Source organism: Candidatus Omnitrophota bacterium (assembly GCA_018894435.1).
Taxonomy (GTDB): domain Bacteria; phylum Omnitrophota; class Gorgyraeia; order JAHIPI01; family JAHIPI01; genus JAHIPI01.
Window position 1 is genome coordinate 1 of sequence record JAHIPI010000027.1, and the last position, 18,376, is coordinate 18,376.

The window sequence follows — 18,376 nt, forward strand, 5'->3', positions numbered from 1 at the left end:
AGTAGCAGAGTACTTGACTGTAGAGGTTCCGGGAGTTAAGGTACCACTTACTGTTAAGACTGTAGCAGTGGCGCCTGCATTGGCTAAGGTAAGTGTATAGCTTCCTGCTCCCAGATCCAAAGTATCAGGAGAGCCTACAGTGCCATCAATGGTGAGAGTATCTACTGTCATAGATGAGGCGAGGGTGAGTTTATTATTAGTAGCCGGCGCTACTGTATCTGTCTTATTGATGGAGACTATTCCGATATTCTGAGGTGTAGCTGTTGAGTCTGTGTATGTGGTAGCGGTTGTCCCATCAAATGTCCAGGTGCCTGTGCCTTTGGTAACTGCGCCAGCGGAAGCTATTGAGACACTGCCTGCTGTATTGACATTAGGATTATAGCTACTCAGTTGTAACTGTCCATTAGTAATCGTGAATGTGCCGTCTACATCTAAGTTACCGAAAATTATTATATCATCATTGATCGTGCCGTCGGGTCCGGTATTATTTAAAGTTAAATTATTGAATAGTTTACCTGCGCCTACACCGCCAGTGGTAATGCTCTGTTGGGCGGTGCCGTTAAAAGTAACCGTGTTGCTTCTGGCAGTGAAGGTGCCTGAATTAGACCACTGACCAGCGAGAGTAACACCATAGGAATTGGCTAATGTGGTATCGAGCGTAGCCCCAGTATCTATTGTTAAATTGCCGGTGAGAGCATTGCCAGCTGTTAAGTTACCAGTTAAGTCATAGGTCTCAGCGCCTGAGAGCTGTAATGAGTTGTAAGTAGTAGTGGCAACATTGATATTCCCTGCTGAATTGGTAGCAGAATATTTGACTATAGATGTGCCAGGGGTCAGTGTGCCGGCTACTGTCAGCACTGTAGCAGTAGCGCCGGCATTGGCTAAGGTAAGTGTATAGCCGCCAGCTCCTAAGTCCAAGGTATCAGCTGAACCAGCAGTGCCATCAATAGTTAAAGTATCAACCTTCATGCTTGAAGCTAAGGTTAACTTATTATTTGTACCCGGAAGAACTGTATCAGTCTTATTCAAAGTGACTATACCGATATTCTGGGTAGCTGCAGTTAAATCTGTGTATGTAGCAGCGGTTGTGCCGTCAAAGGTAATCGCTCCGCCCTTGGTAAAGGTGGTGCCTGCGTCTATTTGGAAGTTGCCTGCGTAGTTCTGGGTCTGAGAGTTAGCATTGAATGTGCCTGATTGCAGACGGAAGGTGCCGTCTACATCAAGCGCGGCGCCCAATACATATGTGGCCTTATTCGTATTCGTATCGTTAATGGTGAGGTTATAGTAATCCGCGCCAACGCCGAAGTCTTTTATGGTTAAGCTCTCGGCAATGTTGCGGCCATAGTAGGTAACTGTGCCTGAATCGATATCAAGGTTATTCACATTGGTAAACGTTTCAATACCTTTTAATCTGAATGTTCCGGAATTAGAGACTGCCCTTGCGATTGAGAACGCGAAATCGTAACCAGCTATATCCAATGTAGCGCCTGTATCTATTGTGAGATTACCCGTTAAGGCATTGCCAACTGTTAAGTTACCGGTCAAGTCATAAGTCTCAGTTCCTGAAAGCTGCAATGAATTGTAAGTAGTGGTAGTAACATTGATGTTGCCTGCTGAGTTAGTAGCAGAGTATTTAACTGTAGAGGTGCCGGGAGTTAAGGTGCCGCTAACAGTTAAGACTGTAGCAGTAGCGCCTGCATTGGCTAAGGTAAGCGTATAGCTTCCTGCTCCAAGATCTAAGATATCAGCCGAACCAACTGTTCCATCGATCGTCAGCGTATCCACAGTCATTGAAGAAGCAAGAGTGAGTTTATTGTTAGTAGCCGGAGCTACAGTATCAGTCTTATTGATTGAGACTACGCCGATATTTTGTGGAGTGGCAGTTGAATCAGTATATGTAGCTGCGGTTGTGCCATCGAATGTCCAGGTGCCTGTGCCTTTGGTAACAGCTCCTGCGGAAGCTATTGAGACATTGCCTGCGGTATTGACATTAGGATTATTGGTCAAAAGATTTAGGGTGCCATCAGTAATCGTCAGTGTCCCATTTACATCCAAAGCGCCTGATATAATCGCCTGGTCATAAGTCGCCTGGGTATTATTGAGCGTCAGGTTATAGAATGCCTGTCCGGCAGTAGTGATTGTCTGATGAGCTGAAGCATTGCCGGTGAGAGTAACTGTGCTTGTGCCTGCAGTAAATGTTCCTGAGTTAGTCCAGTTGCCGCTTGCTGTAATAGGGGCGTATGAGCTTGTCGCATCGAGGGTGCCATTTATTGTAATGTCTACGGCAGTAAGGCCATACTCTGTGCTAGTGGGTTTCACATCCAATGTGGCGTTAGAATTGATTGTTAAATTGCCTGTCATGGCATAGCTGCCTATAAGGTCGCCGGTCAGATTATATGTTGTAGCGCCTGTTGGAGTAAGTGTCAGGTTATTGTAAGCGACTCTTGCGATATTAGTGGCTGTAGCAGTGCCGGTATAGATTACTGTAGAGCCTGTGCCTTTATTGAAGGTGCCTGTAGCTACAAGAGGAGTACCTGTGCCTGTGATGGTTAATATATATGAGGTTGTCCCAAGATTAAATGTTGTGCCGGTACCGATACTTAAAGAGGTTAGCTTTAAGTTACCTATCATCGTGGTAGTGCCTGTACCACTAGTTACTACTACGCCTATGTCATTAGTAGTGGCGTTAGCATCTGATATATTCTGGGTAGCGCCGTCCAATGTGAGAGCCTGGCCGCCTGTGGCCTTGGTGAATGTGGAGCCATCCGCTATCGTGAAGTTACCTGATACATTAAGAGTCGAGGTGGCCTGAGTGAATGTGCCTGAATTAAGCGCGAAGGCTCCGTTAACGTCTACTGAGCCGGCCGCACCGCTTGTAAACGTCCCTCCCCCTATCGTTAACCCACCGTTAAAGGTCTGAAGGGCTGTTGAGGCCGAGTATGTGCCGCCGTTAATAGATGTAAGGCCTGTTACCGTGACGGTCATGGTGTTGGCATCGAAGATGCCAACTGAATTGATGAAGGCGCCTGTTACTGAAAGAGCATCCGCTAACTGCAGCGTGCCGGCTCCGGAGTGAGTGAGGTTGTAGAAGGATGAATTCGTTGTACCGGAAGTTAACGTCTGGGTTCCGCTAGCTTTATTAAAAATAACCGTAGAATCATCGGCGATGAACTGTGACGGCGCTGTGCCTGTGCCGTAGTTAAGCCAGTTACCACCGACGGTGATGGTTGATGTGCGGCCAGCGCCAACGTTACGCGTGGCATCGAGTTTTCTTAAACCTGTCTCATCATTAAAACCAATTGTTAAATTTCCGCCAACCGTAAGGTTATAACCATCGGTTTTCCAGGTAATTACGTTTCCAGCCGAATAAGCGGTTATAGATAAACTGTTTGTACCATTAAGCGTAACATTGCCTGTTTGAGTTATTGTTACGTTACCCCCTGTGACGATCCCACAATTATAGCCATTAGTTAGTGTGGGTATTGTAGCACTTGCAACAAAAGATAACATAGTAAGAGTAAGACTCGAGTTGACATCGAAACTGAGCGGATTAGCCCCTTTGAGATATATCCATTTGCTACCTGTCAACGTACCGGAACCAATCGTCAATATCGACCCAATGGCAATATGGCTACCCAAAGTCGTCGTATTACCGCTCTGTCCGGCGGTCAGGTTATTGAAGCCGTTAGCCGAATAACCTGATAAATTATTATACGTCAGCGTATTCACCCCATTCAGCACTAAGGTAGCACTGTTGTATTGAGTAGATGCCACTGTCCCATCCGCTGTGAATGTGCCGTTGCCGTTAATGGTAATAGTTGATGAATTGGCGTTGAAGCGTGAGGTAATAGATGACTGAACGAAGTTGCCGGCGAGCGTAATACCGTAAGAGTTGGCTAATGTAGTATCAAGTATCGCTCCTGCATCAATAGTCAGATTACCGGTTAAGGCATTGCCAACTGTTAAGTTACCGGTCAAGTCATAAGTCTCAGTTCCCGAAAGTTGCAATGAATTGTAAGTAGTAGTGGTAACATTGATGTTGCCAGCTGAGTTAGTAGCAGAGTACTTGACTGTAGAGGTTCCGGGAGTTAAGGTACCACTTACTGTTAAGACTGTAGCAGTGGCGCCTGCATTGGCTAAGGTAAGTGTATAGCCGCCAGCTCCTAAGTCCAGGGTATCAGCTGAACCGGCAGTGCCATCAATAGTTAAAGTATCTACTGTCATGGATGAGGCAAGAGTGAGCTTATTGTTTGTGGCTGGGGCTACTGTATCTGTCTTATTGATGGAGACTATTCCGATATTCTGAGGAGTAGCTGTTGAGTCTGTGTATGTAGCAACGGTGATGCCGTCAAAGGTAACTGCTCCGCCCTTGGTAAAGGTGGTGCCTAGATCCAGCTGGAAGTTGCCGGCATAGTTCTGGGTTTGACTGTTGGCATTAAATGTTCCTGACTGTAGCCTGAAGTTGCCATTCACATCCAAGGCATCTATTAATACCGCACTGCCAGCGGATTTATTGATGGTCAAGCCATAGAATGACTGACTATTCGATGTGATATTCTGGGTTCCTGTGCCGTTTAGAATAACCGTGGAGCTGCCGGGGGTGACGGTGGCGCGGGTAAAATCAACATTTCCGCCGATACTGACATTGCTCGTTGTGCCAAAATCGAAATAGCCGTAGGTATAACCGCTGCTGCCGTCCACATTAACATTGCCGGTAATGCTGTGCGTGCCGGTCTTAAACAGAATTTTTCCTCGATAGCCTTCCGGATAAGGAGCGTAACTTATTCCTAAATCCAGATTACCATTAACGGTTAGATTAAAGCCGTTTGTATCTAAAACTTGCGCTTCTGCTTCTGTATCAGCTAAGAAATCGCCGGCAATCCATAAAGTTCCGGTTGTCCAGTTGCCTGTCATTTGAATAGTCTTTGTATTAGCATACGCTATCTTGACCTGAACAGAAGTGCTAAATGCTTTTTGTGTTAAAGGGGTAGCGCTGGGTACAATGTCTATTCCACCGGTGGTTATACTCGAACCAGCGCCCATATCTAAAAAGTCATTCGCATTCGGATAAATAGCAATAGTACTCGCACCGGTCAAGACTGCGCTAGTTCCGAGAACAAGCTTCTTAGTGAAAACTCCGCCGGTTCTCGTGGAAGTAACACTGTTGCCAATTTGCAATACAGCAATAATATTGCCAGAATTTGGATTGGAGATATTCCCGTTTGCTCCCTGGATCCACGTACCTGTTGATGTAAGGATACCCGAAGTATTGGCAATGCTGATATTGCCATTTACAGTTACGGTTTGGCCGCCATCGATCAGTGTGCCATCGGTAACAGTAATACCTGTGCACGTTAACGCATCCACCAGCGTCCATCCGCCCGCGGCATTGCTTGAGTCAAATACGACAGTATTAAAAGTAGAGCCGCCGGTCGTAATAGTTTTTCCTACTGCGCTAGCGGTAAAGGTAACTGTTTCGCTGGCGCCTTTGGTATATACACCTCTTGTCCCAGAATCCCAATTGCCGCCGACATTAATCGGCGTATTATTGACTGAATTATTCAGGGTAATGGTTACGGCGCCGACCGTTGTATGGGTTATGGTAAGATTACCACCCACAGTAAGAGTGCCAATGCCTAAAACACCTGTAGCGGAGCCGGCATTGCTATTCGTTATGGTTAAATTGCCGCCGTAGGTTGTGGGGGTTATGGGCGCGGTTGTAGCGCCTTGTCCAATCAGATATTCAAATAAGCTCACAGAAATCGTGCCATTGTTGACAATGTTAGATGAGGCATTGCTAACATCTTTAGAAAACCTGCCCGCGCCGCTTAAGGTGCTTGCATTATTGATGGTTAAGGTGCCAGTCTGACCTACGTATAATCTCTTACCTGTCCCGATTTCCAGTTCTCCTGTAATATTCAGGGCATAAGAGGGATAGGCGGAAGTGCCTGTATTCCAGCTCACTTTGTTAATTCCGGAATTTATGGTTAATTTGTAGAATTTAACGTCCCAGTAACTCCCGCTTGTAGGAGTAGTAATGGTTTTGTTTCCCCCTGTGGCTGTCATAATTACTTCGCTTGTGCCATAAGTAAACGTCCCTGCCGAAGAATCCCAGTTGCCGCCGACATTAATTAGCGTGGCGCCGCTGCAGGTAAGCGTAACACCGGAGTTAATCGTGAGATTGCCTGAAACGCCGATAGTATAGACACCCACAGTATAGGTAGCGGCAGTGGTGGTCTTAGCTAATGTCAAAGCGCCGGCTGAAGTAACTGCCTGAAGCGTTGATGATACGCCTTCGCTGGTTAAGGTAATGTCACCGCTGGTAACTGTAGAAATCGTCCCTGAAGACTGGATGAGCGCTCCTGCGCCGGTATTAATCTGCAGCGCTCCGCTAGTGACTGTGAGGTTCCCGGCAATGGTGAGCGTATTGCCATTACTATTAATATATGCGCCGCCGGAGCCTGCAACTACGCCAGTGAGCGCTGTAGAAGGAGCAATATATAAATTCGCTACGTCTGTGCCTAATCCGCCAGTCGCGCCGCCGGCTGTCAATTTAAGATTTGCTGCCTTGATAATATTGGAAGCGCCGCCGGAATGGGTGATGTTTCCTGCTGCTGCCGCTAGCGTTAGGTCGCCAAGAGTTTTATAAAGTAGGTTGTCGCCGGTATTTTCCAAAACTCCGCCATAAGTAGCTGTGTTGGAAACAATGGCTAATTCTTCAGTCGTGCCGGATTCAACCGCGGTCTTAATATCCAAATTGCCCGAGGCTTTAGAAATGTGCGAAGCGCCAAGGGGCGTATTAGTTTCTACATAGACGCCTGTTGCAATTGGGATTGGCGTAGAGGCAGTGCCGACACTACCGGAGGTAGATTTTAGGACTATCGCGTCAGCGCTAAAGCTGGCTGAATTTGAAGTTATATTATTTGTTGCTGTAACATAGATAAAGTTGGCTCCGGAAAATGCGGAAATAGACCCCAGCGAAATATCATAACCCTTGATTGTTATATTGGAAGCCGTTGTGGTTGAAATTGTTCCGGAAGTATGGGTGAAATTTCCTGAGCCATTGGCATCGTAATCAGCTTGGATAGCTATAGAGCTGCCGGTTGAGCTAACATTTGCCTGGATATCAATATCGCCATTGGAATAGAGAAAAATATTCCCTGATCTGGAGAACGCGCCTGTAACTGTTAATTCTACCGGCGCGCCGGCAGTATCGCCAGTAGCATAAATAGTAGTGGTAGCTCCTCCGGATAAGCTGGCATTCTGGGTGGAGCCGCCGGTAGTAATAGTATTACCATTAATGATAAAGGTATTGGCGCCTTGCAGGGTTAGAGGGTTTCCCGTGCCGGCAGTTAAAGTCACTAAGCCTGCAGCGGTAAAAGTGAGGTTGCCTGAGCCATTGGCATTATAATCAGCTTGGATATAAAGGTAACTTTCGGTTGAGCCAACATTAGCCTGGATATCAATATCACCTTTGGAAAAGAGATAAACTACCCCTGATTTGGAAATCGCGCCTGTAACTGTCAACTCTACCGGTGCGCCGGCAGTATCACCAGTAGCATAAATGTTAAGGCTATTTCCTCCGGATAAGCTGGCATTCTGGGTTGAGCCAGCAGTAGTAATAGTATTGCCATTAACGCTAAAGGTATTGGCGCCTTGCAGATAATGAATGTTTGACGCGCCGGCAGTTAAAGTCACTGTAGCTGCAGCAGTAAAAGTGAGATTGCCTGAGCCATTGGCATCATAATCAGCTTGGATATAAAGGTAATTCCCTGTTGAGCCAACATCAGCCTGTATATCAATATCACCTCTGGACCAAAGAGTAACTATGCCGCTCTTAGAGATCGCTCCTGTGACTGTCAGCTCTACTGGCGCGCCGGCAGTATCGCCAGTAGTATAGATTTGTAAGCTATTTCCTCCGGATAAGCTGGCATTCTGGGTTGAGCCAGCAGTAGTAATAGTATTGCCATTGATGCTAAAGGTATTGGCGCCTTGCAGATAATGAGTGCTTGACGCGCCGGCGGTTAAAGTCACTGTAGCTGCGGCAGTAAAAGTGAGGTTGCCTGAGCCATTGGCATCTATATCAGCTTGGACATAAAGTGAGCTTCCCGTTGAGCTAACATTTGCTTGTATATCAATATCTCCTTTGGAATAGAGATAAACTGTCCCTGATTTGGAGACCGCTCCTGTAACTGTCAGCTCTACTGGCGCGCCAACAGTATCGCCAGTGGCATAAATAGTAAGGCTATTTCCTCCGGATAAGCTGGCATTCTGGGTGGAGCCGCCGGTAGTAATAGTATTGCCATTAACGCTAAAGGTATTGGCGCCTTGCAGATAATGAAGGCTTGATGCGCCGGCAGTTAAAGTCACTGTAGCTGCGGCAGTAAAAGTGAGGTTGCCTGAGCCATTGGCATCATAATCAGCTTGGATATACAGGGTATCTCCCGTTGAGCCAACATCAGCCTGTATATCTATATCGCCATAGGCTCGAAGATTAACCGCGCCAGTCTTAGAGATCGCTCCTGTAACTGTTAATTCTACTGGCGCGCCGGCGGTATCGCCAGTAGCAGTAATGGTAAGGCCGCCACTTCCTCCGGATAAGCTGGCATTCTGGGTGGAGCCAGCAGTAGTAATAGTATTGCCATTAACGCTAAAGGTATTCGCGCCTTGCAGGACATGAGCGCTCGATGCTTCGGCAGTTAAAGTCACTATGCCGACAGCAGTAAAAGTGAGATTGCCTGAGCCGTTGGCATCATAGTCAGCGTAGATACCTACAGAGCTGCCGGTTGCGCTAACATCAGCCTGTATATCAATATCACCTTTGGAAAAGAGATAAACTGCCCCCGATTTGGAAATTGTGCCTGTAACTGTCAACTCTATTGGTGCGCCGGCAGTATCGCCAGTAGCATAAATGTTAAGGCTATTTCCTCCGGATAAGCTGGCATTCTGGGTGGAGCCACCGGTAGTAATAGTATTACCATTAACGCTAAAGGTATTGGCGCCCCACAGTTTATGAACGCTTGATGCGCCGGCAGTTAAAGTCACTAAACCTGCAGCAGTAAAAGTGAGGTTGCCTGAGCCATTGAGATCGTAATCAGCTTGGATATAAAGGTAATTCCCTGTTGAGCCAACATCAGCCTTTATATCAATATTTCCATTTGCCCATAATCTTATAAGGCCGGCGCAGGAAATCGTATCATTGACTGTAATGTCCCCGACTATAGCCGAAATAATTGATTTGTAAACACTTAATGAGCCTGCAGAAGTAATCGCATCTAACGTGGCATTTGCCGCGTAGATGATGATGTTTGCTGTGCCGGTAGTGGTAATTTGTGTGGCAGAGCCCTGGATAAACGAACCATTGCCATCACGGTCAGAATCCGCGTTAAAAGTAATCGTGCCGGAGGCGGAAACCGAGGCATTGACATATATATCATTAGTAGCGGTGAAGGTCAGCGCGCCGGCATAGGCAGTAATCGGAGAATCAATCCAGATATTTACCGGGTCAAAATCAAGGTGGCTGGCAGAATAGGTGCCGCCAATGTCAAGGCTGTCAGCCTTAAAGATAATCGTGCCGTAGTCAGGGTTGGCAGCCATAATTCCGCGGGCGTAAATTGTCCCATTTAATGCTTTTAATACTATATCGCCGGTGGGCGTAGATAAAGTGCCGTTTAAGAATAAATTTTGGGTGGTTGAGATGAGGGTGAGGTTGTTGCTGGAAATAGTTACACCCCTAGCGACATAGATAGACCCATCTTGCGCTTCGAGGATAAGATTTGTGCTCTTTAAGTATTGAATTGCGAAATCGTCGCCGGGAGGACCCCTGACGGTTACGCCTTCGCCCATGATAGAAGATAAAGCTATTACTATATCTTCATTGGTTCTCACCACCTTGAGCGTGCCGGCTGCGGTTATTACGGGTTCCTCGCTATGACCGATATTGTTGCCTATAAGGGTGAGTGTTGAGGCAGGTATTATGGCCTGTCCTGAATCTGTCACTCCACCATTTTGGGCCTCCAGGGTAAGAGACTTAAGCGAACAATAGGTCACTGCTCCGAAACCTTCAACCGGTCCGACAATCGTAACCTGGTCTCCTTCTAACTCTATAACTGCTACTATGTCAATGTCACTTATATTCCTATATATATGGGTGACATTCGCGTTCACTATGAAAGGCTCTTCAATACTGCCTATTTGAATTCCTATCAGCTTAACCATATCACCGGGAACTGCTGTATCCGATATGTTAGTAACTTTCCCGTTTGGCGCTTCCAGCGTAATACTGCCGGCAGTCGCATACCTTAATATATCACCGTGCTCTGTGGTCATGGTGGTTATGCCGGCATCTGAGGTTACTGTGTTAATCTCTATGTCGCCTGCTGTATGGATGTAATGGGGCAGGCCCGCTATCTGAATCGGTGCAACACGGCTTCCTATTAATATATGGCCCTCGGCCGCCTCCATATCGTACAGGGTAAGAAGAGGAGCATCGACCATCAGGTCGCCTTCAAGAACGGCCAGCTTTGTCCCTTCGATCTGCCTCACCTCGCCGCCGAACGCGGTAATATCGAGGTCGCCCGATGAAGAGACGTTAGCCACTGTCACGCTTCCGGTTCCGGAATAGGCAGTGGTGCCTGACCTTATGGTTATATCCCCACCTCCCTGAGTAGATATGGCAGCATCGGCGAGTTGGGTGAAATCGCCTCCGTTTAGGTTATCATCATCTGCTATGAATACAAGGTCTGCCCCGTTTAATCCATATACATTGCCTGTAATATTGATATTGGCAGGCGTCGCTACGGTGAGGGACGCGGTTGCTTCCATTGTGCCTGCTAATGTAGTATCTAACAATGAGCTATATGAGATGTTCGCGCCCGTAACTTCGGCGCTTGCCAGTTGTACTATTTCGCCTTTCGTCGCCTCTATAGTGATATCACCTGAGGCGTACATGGTACCGCTATTTTCTATATCGCCCTCAGGCGCCAGGAGCGCAATGGTTCCGTCCGCATTCTCCACGATCTTAGCGGCCAGTATCATGCCTTCGTTGTTAACGGCATTAGCAAAGGCGTCTCTGGCAGCTGAGGCAGCAATAATGACTTTGCCTGAATCGGCCTGGATTGTCCCTGTATTTATTATGGCAGCTTCCTCATTGGTGGGGTTAGAGGTAACAGGTTCATCTATAGCCACCTGTATGAGGCGGTTATTTTCGAAACTGATGGTAACCTTGTTCCCGCTTGCCAGTGCCACCGTTCCCTGATCGGCCTGCAGCATCCCTTCATTTTTGATAGTCTGGGCTAAAAGGGCAATGAAGCCGCCATCGTTCACAGCTATTACTGCCTGGTTTACAATCTGGCCATCTTTGTTCAGTTTCTGGAAAACATATCTGCCGTTTCTGAAATCTTCTGTATCAATGTTCATTGTTGATGCAACAAGCGATCCAACATTGATGTTTGCGCTGGGGTCAAATACTATGCCGTTCGGGTTGACTATAAAGATATTGCCATTGGCATAAAGATAGCCAGCAATTACTGATTGCTGGCCGCCTATGACATTGTTAAGGACGTTTGAGTTTGCTGATGTCTGATAATAATAGACGCTCTCGTTTGCTGTGATATTTAAAGACTGCCAATTTAAAACTGCATTATCTGAGGGCCTTACGGTTACACTATTGGGGATCGAATAATCGATTTCGGCTGTGCCTTCAACTACCTGGCATCCTTCAGGAAGTGCGTGTACTGTGTTTACGCTAAATAATAAAAAAAGAGCAATCAAACCCGCAGCCCACATTATGCCGCTTGTGGCGCGTGTCTTTCTTGCCCTTATAATCTCGTTTTTACTGTGGCTTAACGTTCTCATTGCAAATCCTATTTTCGGCAACTGACAGCCATGACCAGAATGGCTTTAGGCTCTTAGTTTTGCGTCGCCAGCTTTTGCTGGTTTTGCCTTTTCGCTATAGAATTTAAAGAGAACCCGAATTACTTTGAGTGGTTTGGTTCGTCTTTACCCTTTTAGCCCTACTAAGAGTATAACACATAGTACCTTAAAAATCAAGTTTCGAGTCGTGGTATTATACGTAACTCATTGTGCTATAATATGTTATCTTACTAAACCCCCATTAAAAAGTCTTCCCTTGCCGAAAAATCGTGACAGGCGCTTATTTTTTCAGCCACTTTGTAATCTTAGGGTTCCGGCTCAGTTTGTCTATCTTCTTGTAAACTGTTACCGCCTCCTCATATCTTTTCTCAGCCAAAAGCGACTCTGCCTCATCATAAAGCGGCTTTATCTCAGAAAGTATACCTTGAAGTTTGTCTTGCGCTTGCTCCTCCCAAATCTTTTGCTCGATCTCCTTTATGCGTACCTTCGCTTTCCTCGCCAGCTCATCTATGTTGTATCTGTAGAATTCGGCACGGGAGGTACTAGTAAATAGCAGAACAACTAATATGGTCATTGCGAGCGCCGCGAAGCGGCGCGTGGCAATCTCAAAGTTTTTCATATAGATCCGTAAATTTAGGATTCAAGCTGTTTATCAAATCTATCTTCTTCTTTCTAGAACCAGCTTTAATCTGTTTTTCTCTTGCGATAGCCGTTTCAATATCGTCAAATACTTCATAATATACCAGCTTGTCAACATTGTATTTCTTGGTAAATCCCTCTACCATCTTATGCTTGTGTTCATACGCTCTCTTACGTAAATCGCTTGTAACGCCTGTGTAAATAACCGCATCCCCTTTGTTAGTCATTAAATAGACGTAGCCTTGCTTTTCATGCATATTTTATTTATTGAGATTGCTTCGTCCCGCCAAGGCGGGACTCGCAATGACACAGCCCCCCTTATCTCGCGAGCTCCAATGCCCTTTGATACGCTTCCCCGGCCTTTTCGAGGTCGCCTTCTTTATCGTACTTTTCTGCCTCTTCAAAGGCCTTGACCGCCGCCTCTTCTTCCGAATTTCCCGTGTGGCTCCAAGCCAGTTCAAGTACCTTCACATACGCCTCTTTTGCCTTTTTCCAATCTCCTTCTTTCTGGTATTTCACTGCCTGCTCAAACGTCATCTGCGCTTCTTCCTCTTTCTGGATAGTATCTTTTATCTCCACCTGAGTGCCGGTAATGACCTGGTCACGCAGCTCAACGACCTTGGCATACAGTTCCTTTGCCTCTTCGTAGCGGCCTTCCTGCTCCAGCGCCTGAGCCGTCTCAAACGAGTCTTTCATCTCCACTGACGGTGTTTCGTGCTTTACCTTCGTCAGTCTGTCTTCTATCCTCGTATACATCATCTCTTGTAAAAGCTGTTCATACTCGGCGAGTGACGGCTCCTCAAAGCTGAAATACATGTGCGCCTTGGGGCTTCTGCCGTAAGACGAGGCATCGCCGACAGGCCAGGCAACGTCATACCGAGCGGAGAGGCAATTCATAATATTTGCCCTTCCGCCAAAACCTACGCCTATGAAATTATGGTTATGCCTTGGCGTCGGGCTGGGCTCTCGGTAGTGCGCAAAGCCCCAGTCGGCAAATATCGTGCCCTGCAGGACGCGCCTCGGATGTATACCCTCAATGTGAAAACTGTCCGGAATAAAATAAAACGGATAACGTAATTCTATGCTCGCATTGTTGCCGTAATCGCCCAATGCGTCGCCTTCGCCGTAGCCCCTCACCGTATACATGCCGCCAATTCTATACTGCTCGGAACTTACAAGCGGATTATTTGACGCCTGTCCCGCCGCGCTCAAAAGAAGGTACGTTGAAAGAGGCATGGCGTTCATGCGAGAAATGGAGTAGGTATATTTAACAAATTTCCCGCCGCCTTTTTCTCTGGAGGAGTGTATGTCGTTCTCGTCCATAGAGTCCAGGAAATTAGGGAATGAAACGTTCAGCTCGTTTCTGAGCTGCGTCCTCCCGACGGCATCGCTCTCGTCAAGCGTAAAGGCGCCTTTCATAATCCGCAGTTTGTCGCGCGAATCCAAAACACCGCCTATGGTGGTCTTTGCCTCTTTTATGTCCATGCCACCGTCAATGGTGCCACCCAATGTGCCGGATTTGTAAGTAAGGTTAAAAACGGGGTGCGACATAAAGGGCGATACCGTTCCCGACCAGCTTTTTATACCGTAATCCTGAAAATCACCGCCTATTCTCGATTTAAAGTAAGACGCGGAAATCCCCAGCTTTGTACCGGATTCGTTAACGGGTATCGTGTAGTCTGCTATCCAGCCATAAAAATTGAATGTATCGGATCTCATGAAACGGCCGAAGAAGCGGTCGTCCCAGCCGAGGAGCGAGTTGTCTTCCAGTCCAAGGGTAAGACGCCAATTACCTGTCGTATTATTGCCGGTGTTATCAAAACTCAAAAAAGGATGCACCGGCGGCCTGTCCTTTACTTTTATCATTACGTCGCTCGTGTCCGGAAGCGAGCCGCGGTAAAGTACGGCCCGCACAATTCTATCGGGGCTCTGGTTTAGATACAAGAGGTCGTCTCTTAAGTCATTGTAATCTAAGATGTCGCCCCTATTGTTATTAATGCGTCTCTTTATTACGGACTCGTTTGAATTCTGAACGCCCTCTATATTGATATTGCCGTATTTGCCTTCAAGGACTTTTATGGTAACGGTATTGTCTGCGATCGTCTGCGGCGGGACATATGCCTGCGAGGTTATATAACCTTCCGATGTGTAAAGAGCGCTTATCTTATTGGCCGCCTCTATAAGGTCGTTCAGTGACAATTCCCTGTTTTCGTAAGGTTGCGTGATCTCTTTAATACGCTTCTCGGGAAATACGGTATTGCCTTCTACGTTTATGTGCTCAATTAGGAATTTCTTTGTGGATTCGGCCTCGGGGACTGCTATTTTCTTTTCTTCGTCTTCTATGTTTACTTTTGGCTGGGGTTTGAAACCTTGGAAAGGTTTTTGCTTCAAGATAGCGCTGCCCTCTTTGCCCGCTGTAGGTATGGGTGGTTGAGCGCGCAACAAAGAAGCCGTGAAGATACAGACGGCTAAAAGTGCAAAAAATATGATTTTTCGTAACTCTTTTTCTTTATTAGGCATATGTGTATTTGCGCTAATTATATTACTAACAATAATACCTGATTTTTTGGGTTTAGTCAACCCTTCGACGCACTATTTTGTAAAATCTAGCGGGTTTGCTCAGGGTTGACCCTGAGCGTAGTCGAATGGGTCAAGGCTGGAAGGTAAATTAGACGTACCTTTTCATCAATTCTTGCCACTTTCCCTGGGCCTTCAGGATAATCTCTATGACTTCGCGCACTGCGCCGCGTCCGCCCCCTTTTGAGGTTACATAATGGGCGGCTTCAAGGACTTCCGGTACGGCATTGGATACCGCTACGGCAAGACCGACTTTTCTCAAAACCGGCAGGTCCACAAGATCATCGCCGATGAAACAGACCTCTTCGGGAATGACTTTAAAATCGGACAATATCTCCCCGTATGCATCCGCCTTGCGTACGGCATTCTGGTAGGATTTGTCTATATTGAGGGTTTTTGCTCTTTTTGCCACAATCTGTGACTTTTTGGCGGTAAGTATAGCGGTTTTAAGGCCGGCCCTTTTAAATAGCGACAGCCCCATGCCGTCAGTCACGTCAAAAAATTTGAGTTCATCTCCTGAATTTGTGTATATTATGCGGCCGTCTGTCAGGACGCCATCCACGTCCATTACAAGTAGTTTGATCTTTTTAGCTTTTTCGTTTATCATCGTCATTTGGGGTCAGACCCTCGTTATGTAAACTACACCAGCCCCGCTTTCAGTAGATCCTGCACGTCCAGAAGCCCTGCGGGCCGGCCCTTGCGGTCAACCACCGGCATTTCGTCTATCTTTTTGGACTGTAATATCCGAAGGGCGTCAATTGCCATGGCCTCTTCCCCGATAGTTATAGGGTTCTTTGTCATTACCTCTTTTACGCGCTTACGCGTAATATCGCCTTTCGCCCTCACCTGGCGCCTCAGGTCGCCGTCGGTAAATATGCCTCGCAATACGCCGCTTTTATCAACAATGCTCGCTGAACCTGCGCGGGCGCGCGTTATCTTCAATAAAATTTCTCTCACCAGCTCGTCTTCACGCGCCACGGGATTAGCATCGCCCTTTCGCATTATGTCTTTCACCCTCAAAAGAAGCCGCTTGCCTAAATTGCCGCCGGGATGGTAGAGCGCAAAATGTTCTATTTTGAAACCTTTTTTCGCCTGCACCGCCACAGATAGCGCATCGCCCATCGCGAGCATAACGGTCGTGCTCGTAGTAGGAGCAAGCCCGAACGGGCACGCCTCTTTATTTATGCCGACATTCAGGACGCAGTCCGCGTTTCTCGCGAGCGTGGAAGACACATTGCCAACCATCGCAATAAGCGTGGCTCCTATCCGCTTTACAATCGGCAGTAAACTTATTATCTCCTCTGTCTCGCCGCTATTGGATATAGCTATAAGGCAGTCGTTCTTTGTAACTCTGCCAAGGTCGCCGTGCAGCGCCTCCGCGGGATGCAAATAAATGCTCGGCGTCCCCGTTGATGAGAAAGTCGCGGATATCTTCTGCGCTATAAATCCGGGTTTTCCCATGCCGGTTACTATTACGTGGCCCTTTGTCTTCAGGACGATTTTTACCGCCTTCACAAAATTTGAATCTATCCTTTTTATGAGGTCTTGTATGGCTTTTGCTTCTATTTTCAGCACTTCTTTGGCTTTTTTTATCGACATAACCCCTCTTTATGGGGTCAGACCCTCGTTATGTTAACTACGTAGTTTACATAATCAGGGTCTGACCCTAATGACCTTCTCTATTTTTTTCATTTTTTCAAGTATCGCCGGCAATTCCGCCAAAGGCAGCATATTCGGGCCGTCGCATGGAGCCTTGTCCGGCGCTTCGTGTACCTCTACAAATATGCCGTCTACGCCAACCGAGATAGCCGCATAAATAAGCGGCTCTATAAAACGCCTCTCCCCGCCGCTTGCCGCCCCAAGTGAGCCCGGCAGCTGTACCGAATGGCTCGCATCATAAATAACCGGTACCCCGAACCCCCGCATTATCAAAATGGAGCGAAAATCACTCACAAGATTATTGTATCCGAATATCGTGCCGCGTTCTGTGATTATTACTTTATTATTACCCGCGGAGGCGGCCTTTTCTATAGAGTGCTTCATGTCCCACGGAGAAAGGAACTGCCCCTTCTTTATATTCACTATTCTTTTCGTCTTTGCCGCCGCTATTATAAGGCTGGTCTGCCTTGAAAGAAGCGCCGGTATCTGCAAAATATCGAGGACCTCGCCCGCTCTTTTCGCCTCTTCTTCCGTATGCACGTCGCTCAGGATAAATACGCCGAGCGAGTCCTTCACCTTCTTCAGTATCTTAAGGCCTTTATCTATGCCCGGCCCCCTGTAAGATTTAACTGATGTCCTGTTTGCCTTGTCATAACTCGATTTAAATATAAAAGGCACCTTCGCTTTATCGGTAATCTTCTTGAGCCGTTCAGCGTGGCGCATCGTGCTTTTTTCGTCTTCTATGACACACGGCCCGGCTATTAAAACAGCGGGATTGTTGCCGCCTATTTTTATTTTGCCCAAAGTAACTACGTTCATTTGGCACCCATAATAGTTCTCGCGCGTTCCAAATCTTCCGGGGTATCTATTCCTATAGTATCGAACTTCGTTTCTATAACCTTTATCTTATATCCCGATTCCAAAACGCGCAGCTGCTCAAGCCCCTCGGTCATCTCAAGATGCGATTTCGGGAGATTGGTAAACTGAAAGAGGAAATCCTTGGTATAGGCATATATCCCTATATGCTTATAGTACATTGGCGTCGTCTCATGCCTGCGGTAGGGTATAATCGAGCGCGAAAAATATAAAGCGAAGCCGTTTTTGTCCTTCACCACCTTGACTACGTTCGGATTTTCTATCTCGCTCTTATCCTCTATCTTCTTTGCCAGGGTGGCCATATAGACATCTTTATCGTCCAAAATCGCTCTCGCCAGATCGTCTATCATCTCGGGCCGCACCATCGGCTCATCGCCCTGGATATTTATAATCACCTTAACGTCCAAAGGGTTTACCACTTCTATTAATCTGTCGCTCCCCGACGGCTGGTCCGGCGAAGTATATATGGCCTTTGCGCCAAAATCCGTCGCCGCTCTAAGCACCCTTTCATCGTCGGTCGCGATTATAAGATCGTCCACCATCTTGGCTTTTTTAGCGCTCTCCCACACGTGCTGGACAACGGGTTTACCCAAAAGATCGGCAAGAACCTTGCCGGCGAACCTCGCCGAGCTGAATCTCGCCGGAATAACTCCTATTACATTCATTTAGAGCTCCTTGACTGGTCGCGGGACACGTTCCTTAAGAATCGCTAATTTAATCGCCGGAACATGTCCCGCCGTTTGGCATTACA

Annotated in this window: 8 protein-coding genes and 1 riboswitch; all 8 genes read right to left on the reverse strand. The window is 47.0% G+C overall.

What is annotated here, in order from left to right:
- Window positions 1-11,856: filamentous hemagglutinin N-terminal domain-containing protein (locus KKI13_02045; protein ID MBU4487832.1), on the reverse strand; the 11,856-nt coding region annotated here is incomplete at its 3' end.
- A 13-nt stretch (window positions 11,857-11,869) separates the two neighbouring features.
- Window positions 11,870-11,954: riboswitch (cyclic di-GMP riboswitch) on the reverse strand.
- A gap of 200 nt (window positions 11,955-12,154) precedes the next feature.
- A complete protein-coding gene (locus KKI13_02050) occupies window positions 12,155-12,493 on the reverse strand; it encodes a hypothetical protein (protein MBU4487833.1) in 339 nt (112 codons plus the stop codon).
- Complete coding sequence (locus tag KKI13_02055) at window positions 12,480-12,740, reverse strand: GIY-YIG nuclease family protein (protein ID MBU4487834.1); 261 nt, start codon at window positions 12,738-12,740, stop codon at window positions 12,480-12,482. Before KKI13_02055 ends, KKI13_02050 begins: the two co-directional genes overlap by 14 nt.
- 91 nt (window positions 12,741-12,831) lie before the next feature.
- Entirely contained in the window at window positions 12,832-15,033 is a 2,202-nt protein-coding gene (locus tag KKI13_02060) for a hypothetical protein (GenBank protein MBU4487835.1), read from the reverse strand.
- A gap of 148 nt (window positions 15,034-15,181) precedes the next feature.
- Window positions 15,182-15,697 carry an HAD-IIIA family hydrolase gene (locus KKI13_02065; GenBank protein MBU4487836.1) on the reverse strand — a complete coding sequence of 172 codons (516 nt, stop codon included), beginning with the start codon at window positions 15,695-15,697 and terminating at the stop codon, window positions 15,182-15,184.
- Between the two features lie 32 nt (window positions 15,698-15,729).
- Window positions 15,730-16,689: a KpsF/GutQ family sugar-phosphate isomerase gene (locus tag KKI13_02070; protein ID MBU4487837.1), complete on the reverse strand. Its 960-nt coding sequence runs from the start codon at window positions 16,687-16,689 to the stop codon at window positions 15,730-15,732.
- 54 nt (window positions 16,690-16,743) lie between these two features.
- Window positions 16,744-17,568 (reverse strand): 3-deoxy-8-phosphooctulonate synthase, encoded by an 825-nt coding sequence (gene kdsA / locus KKI13_02075; protein ID MBU4487838.1) that lies wholly within the window; start codon window positions 17,566-17,568, stop codon window positions 16,744-16,746.
- On the reverse strand, window positions 17,565-18,290 hold the full coding sequence (gene kdsB, locus KKI13_02080) for a 3-deoxy-manno-octulosonate cytidylyltransferase (protein MBU4487839.1): 726 nt from the start codon (window positions 18,288-18,290) through the stop codon (window positions 17,565-17,567). Before kdsB ends, kdsA begins: the two co-directional genes overlap by 4 nt.
- Between the last annotated feature and the right edge of the window lie 86 nt (window positions 18,291-18,376).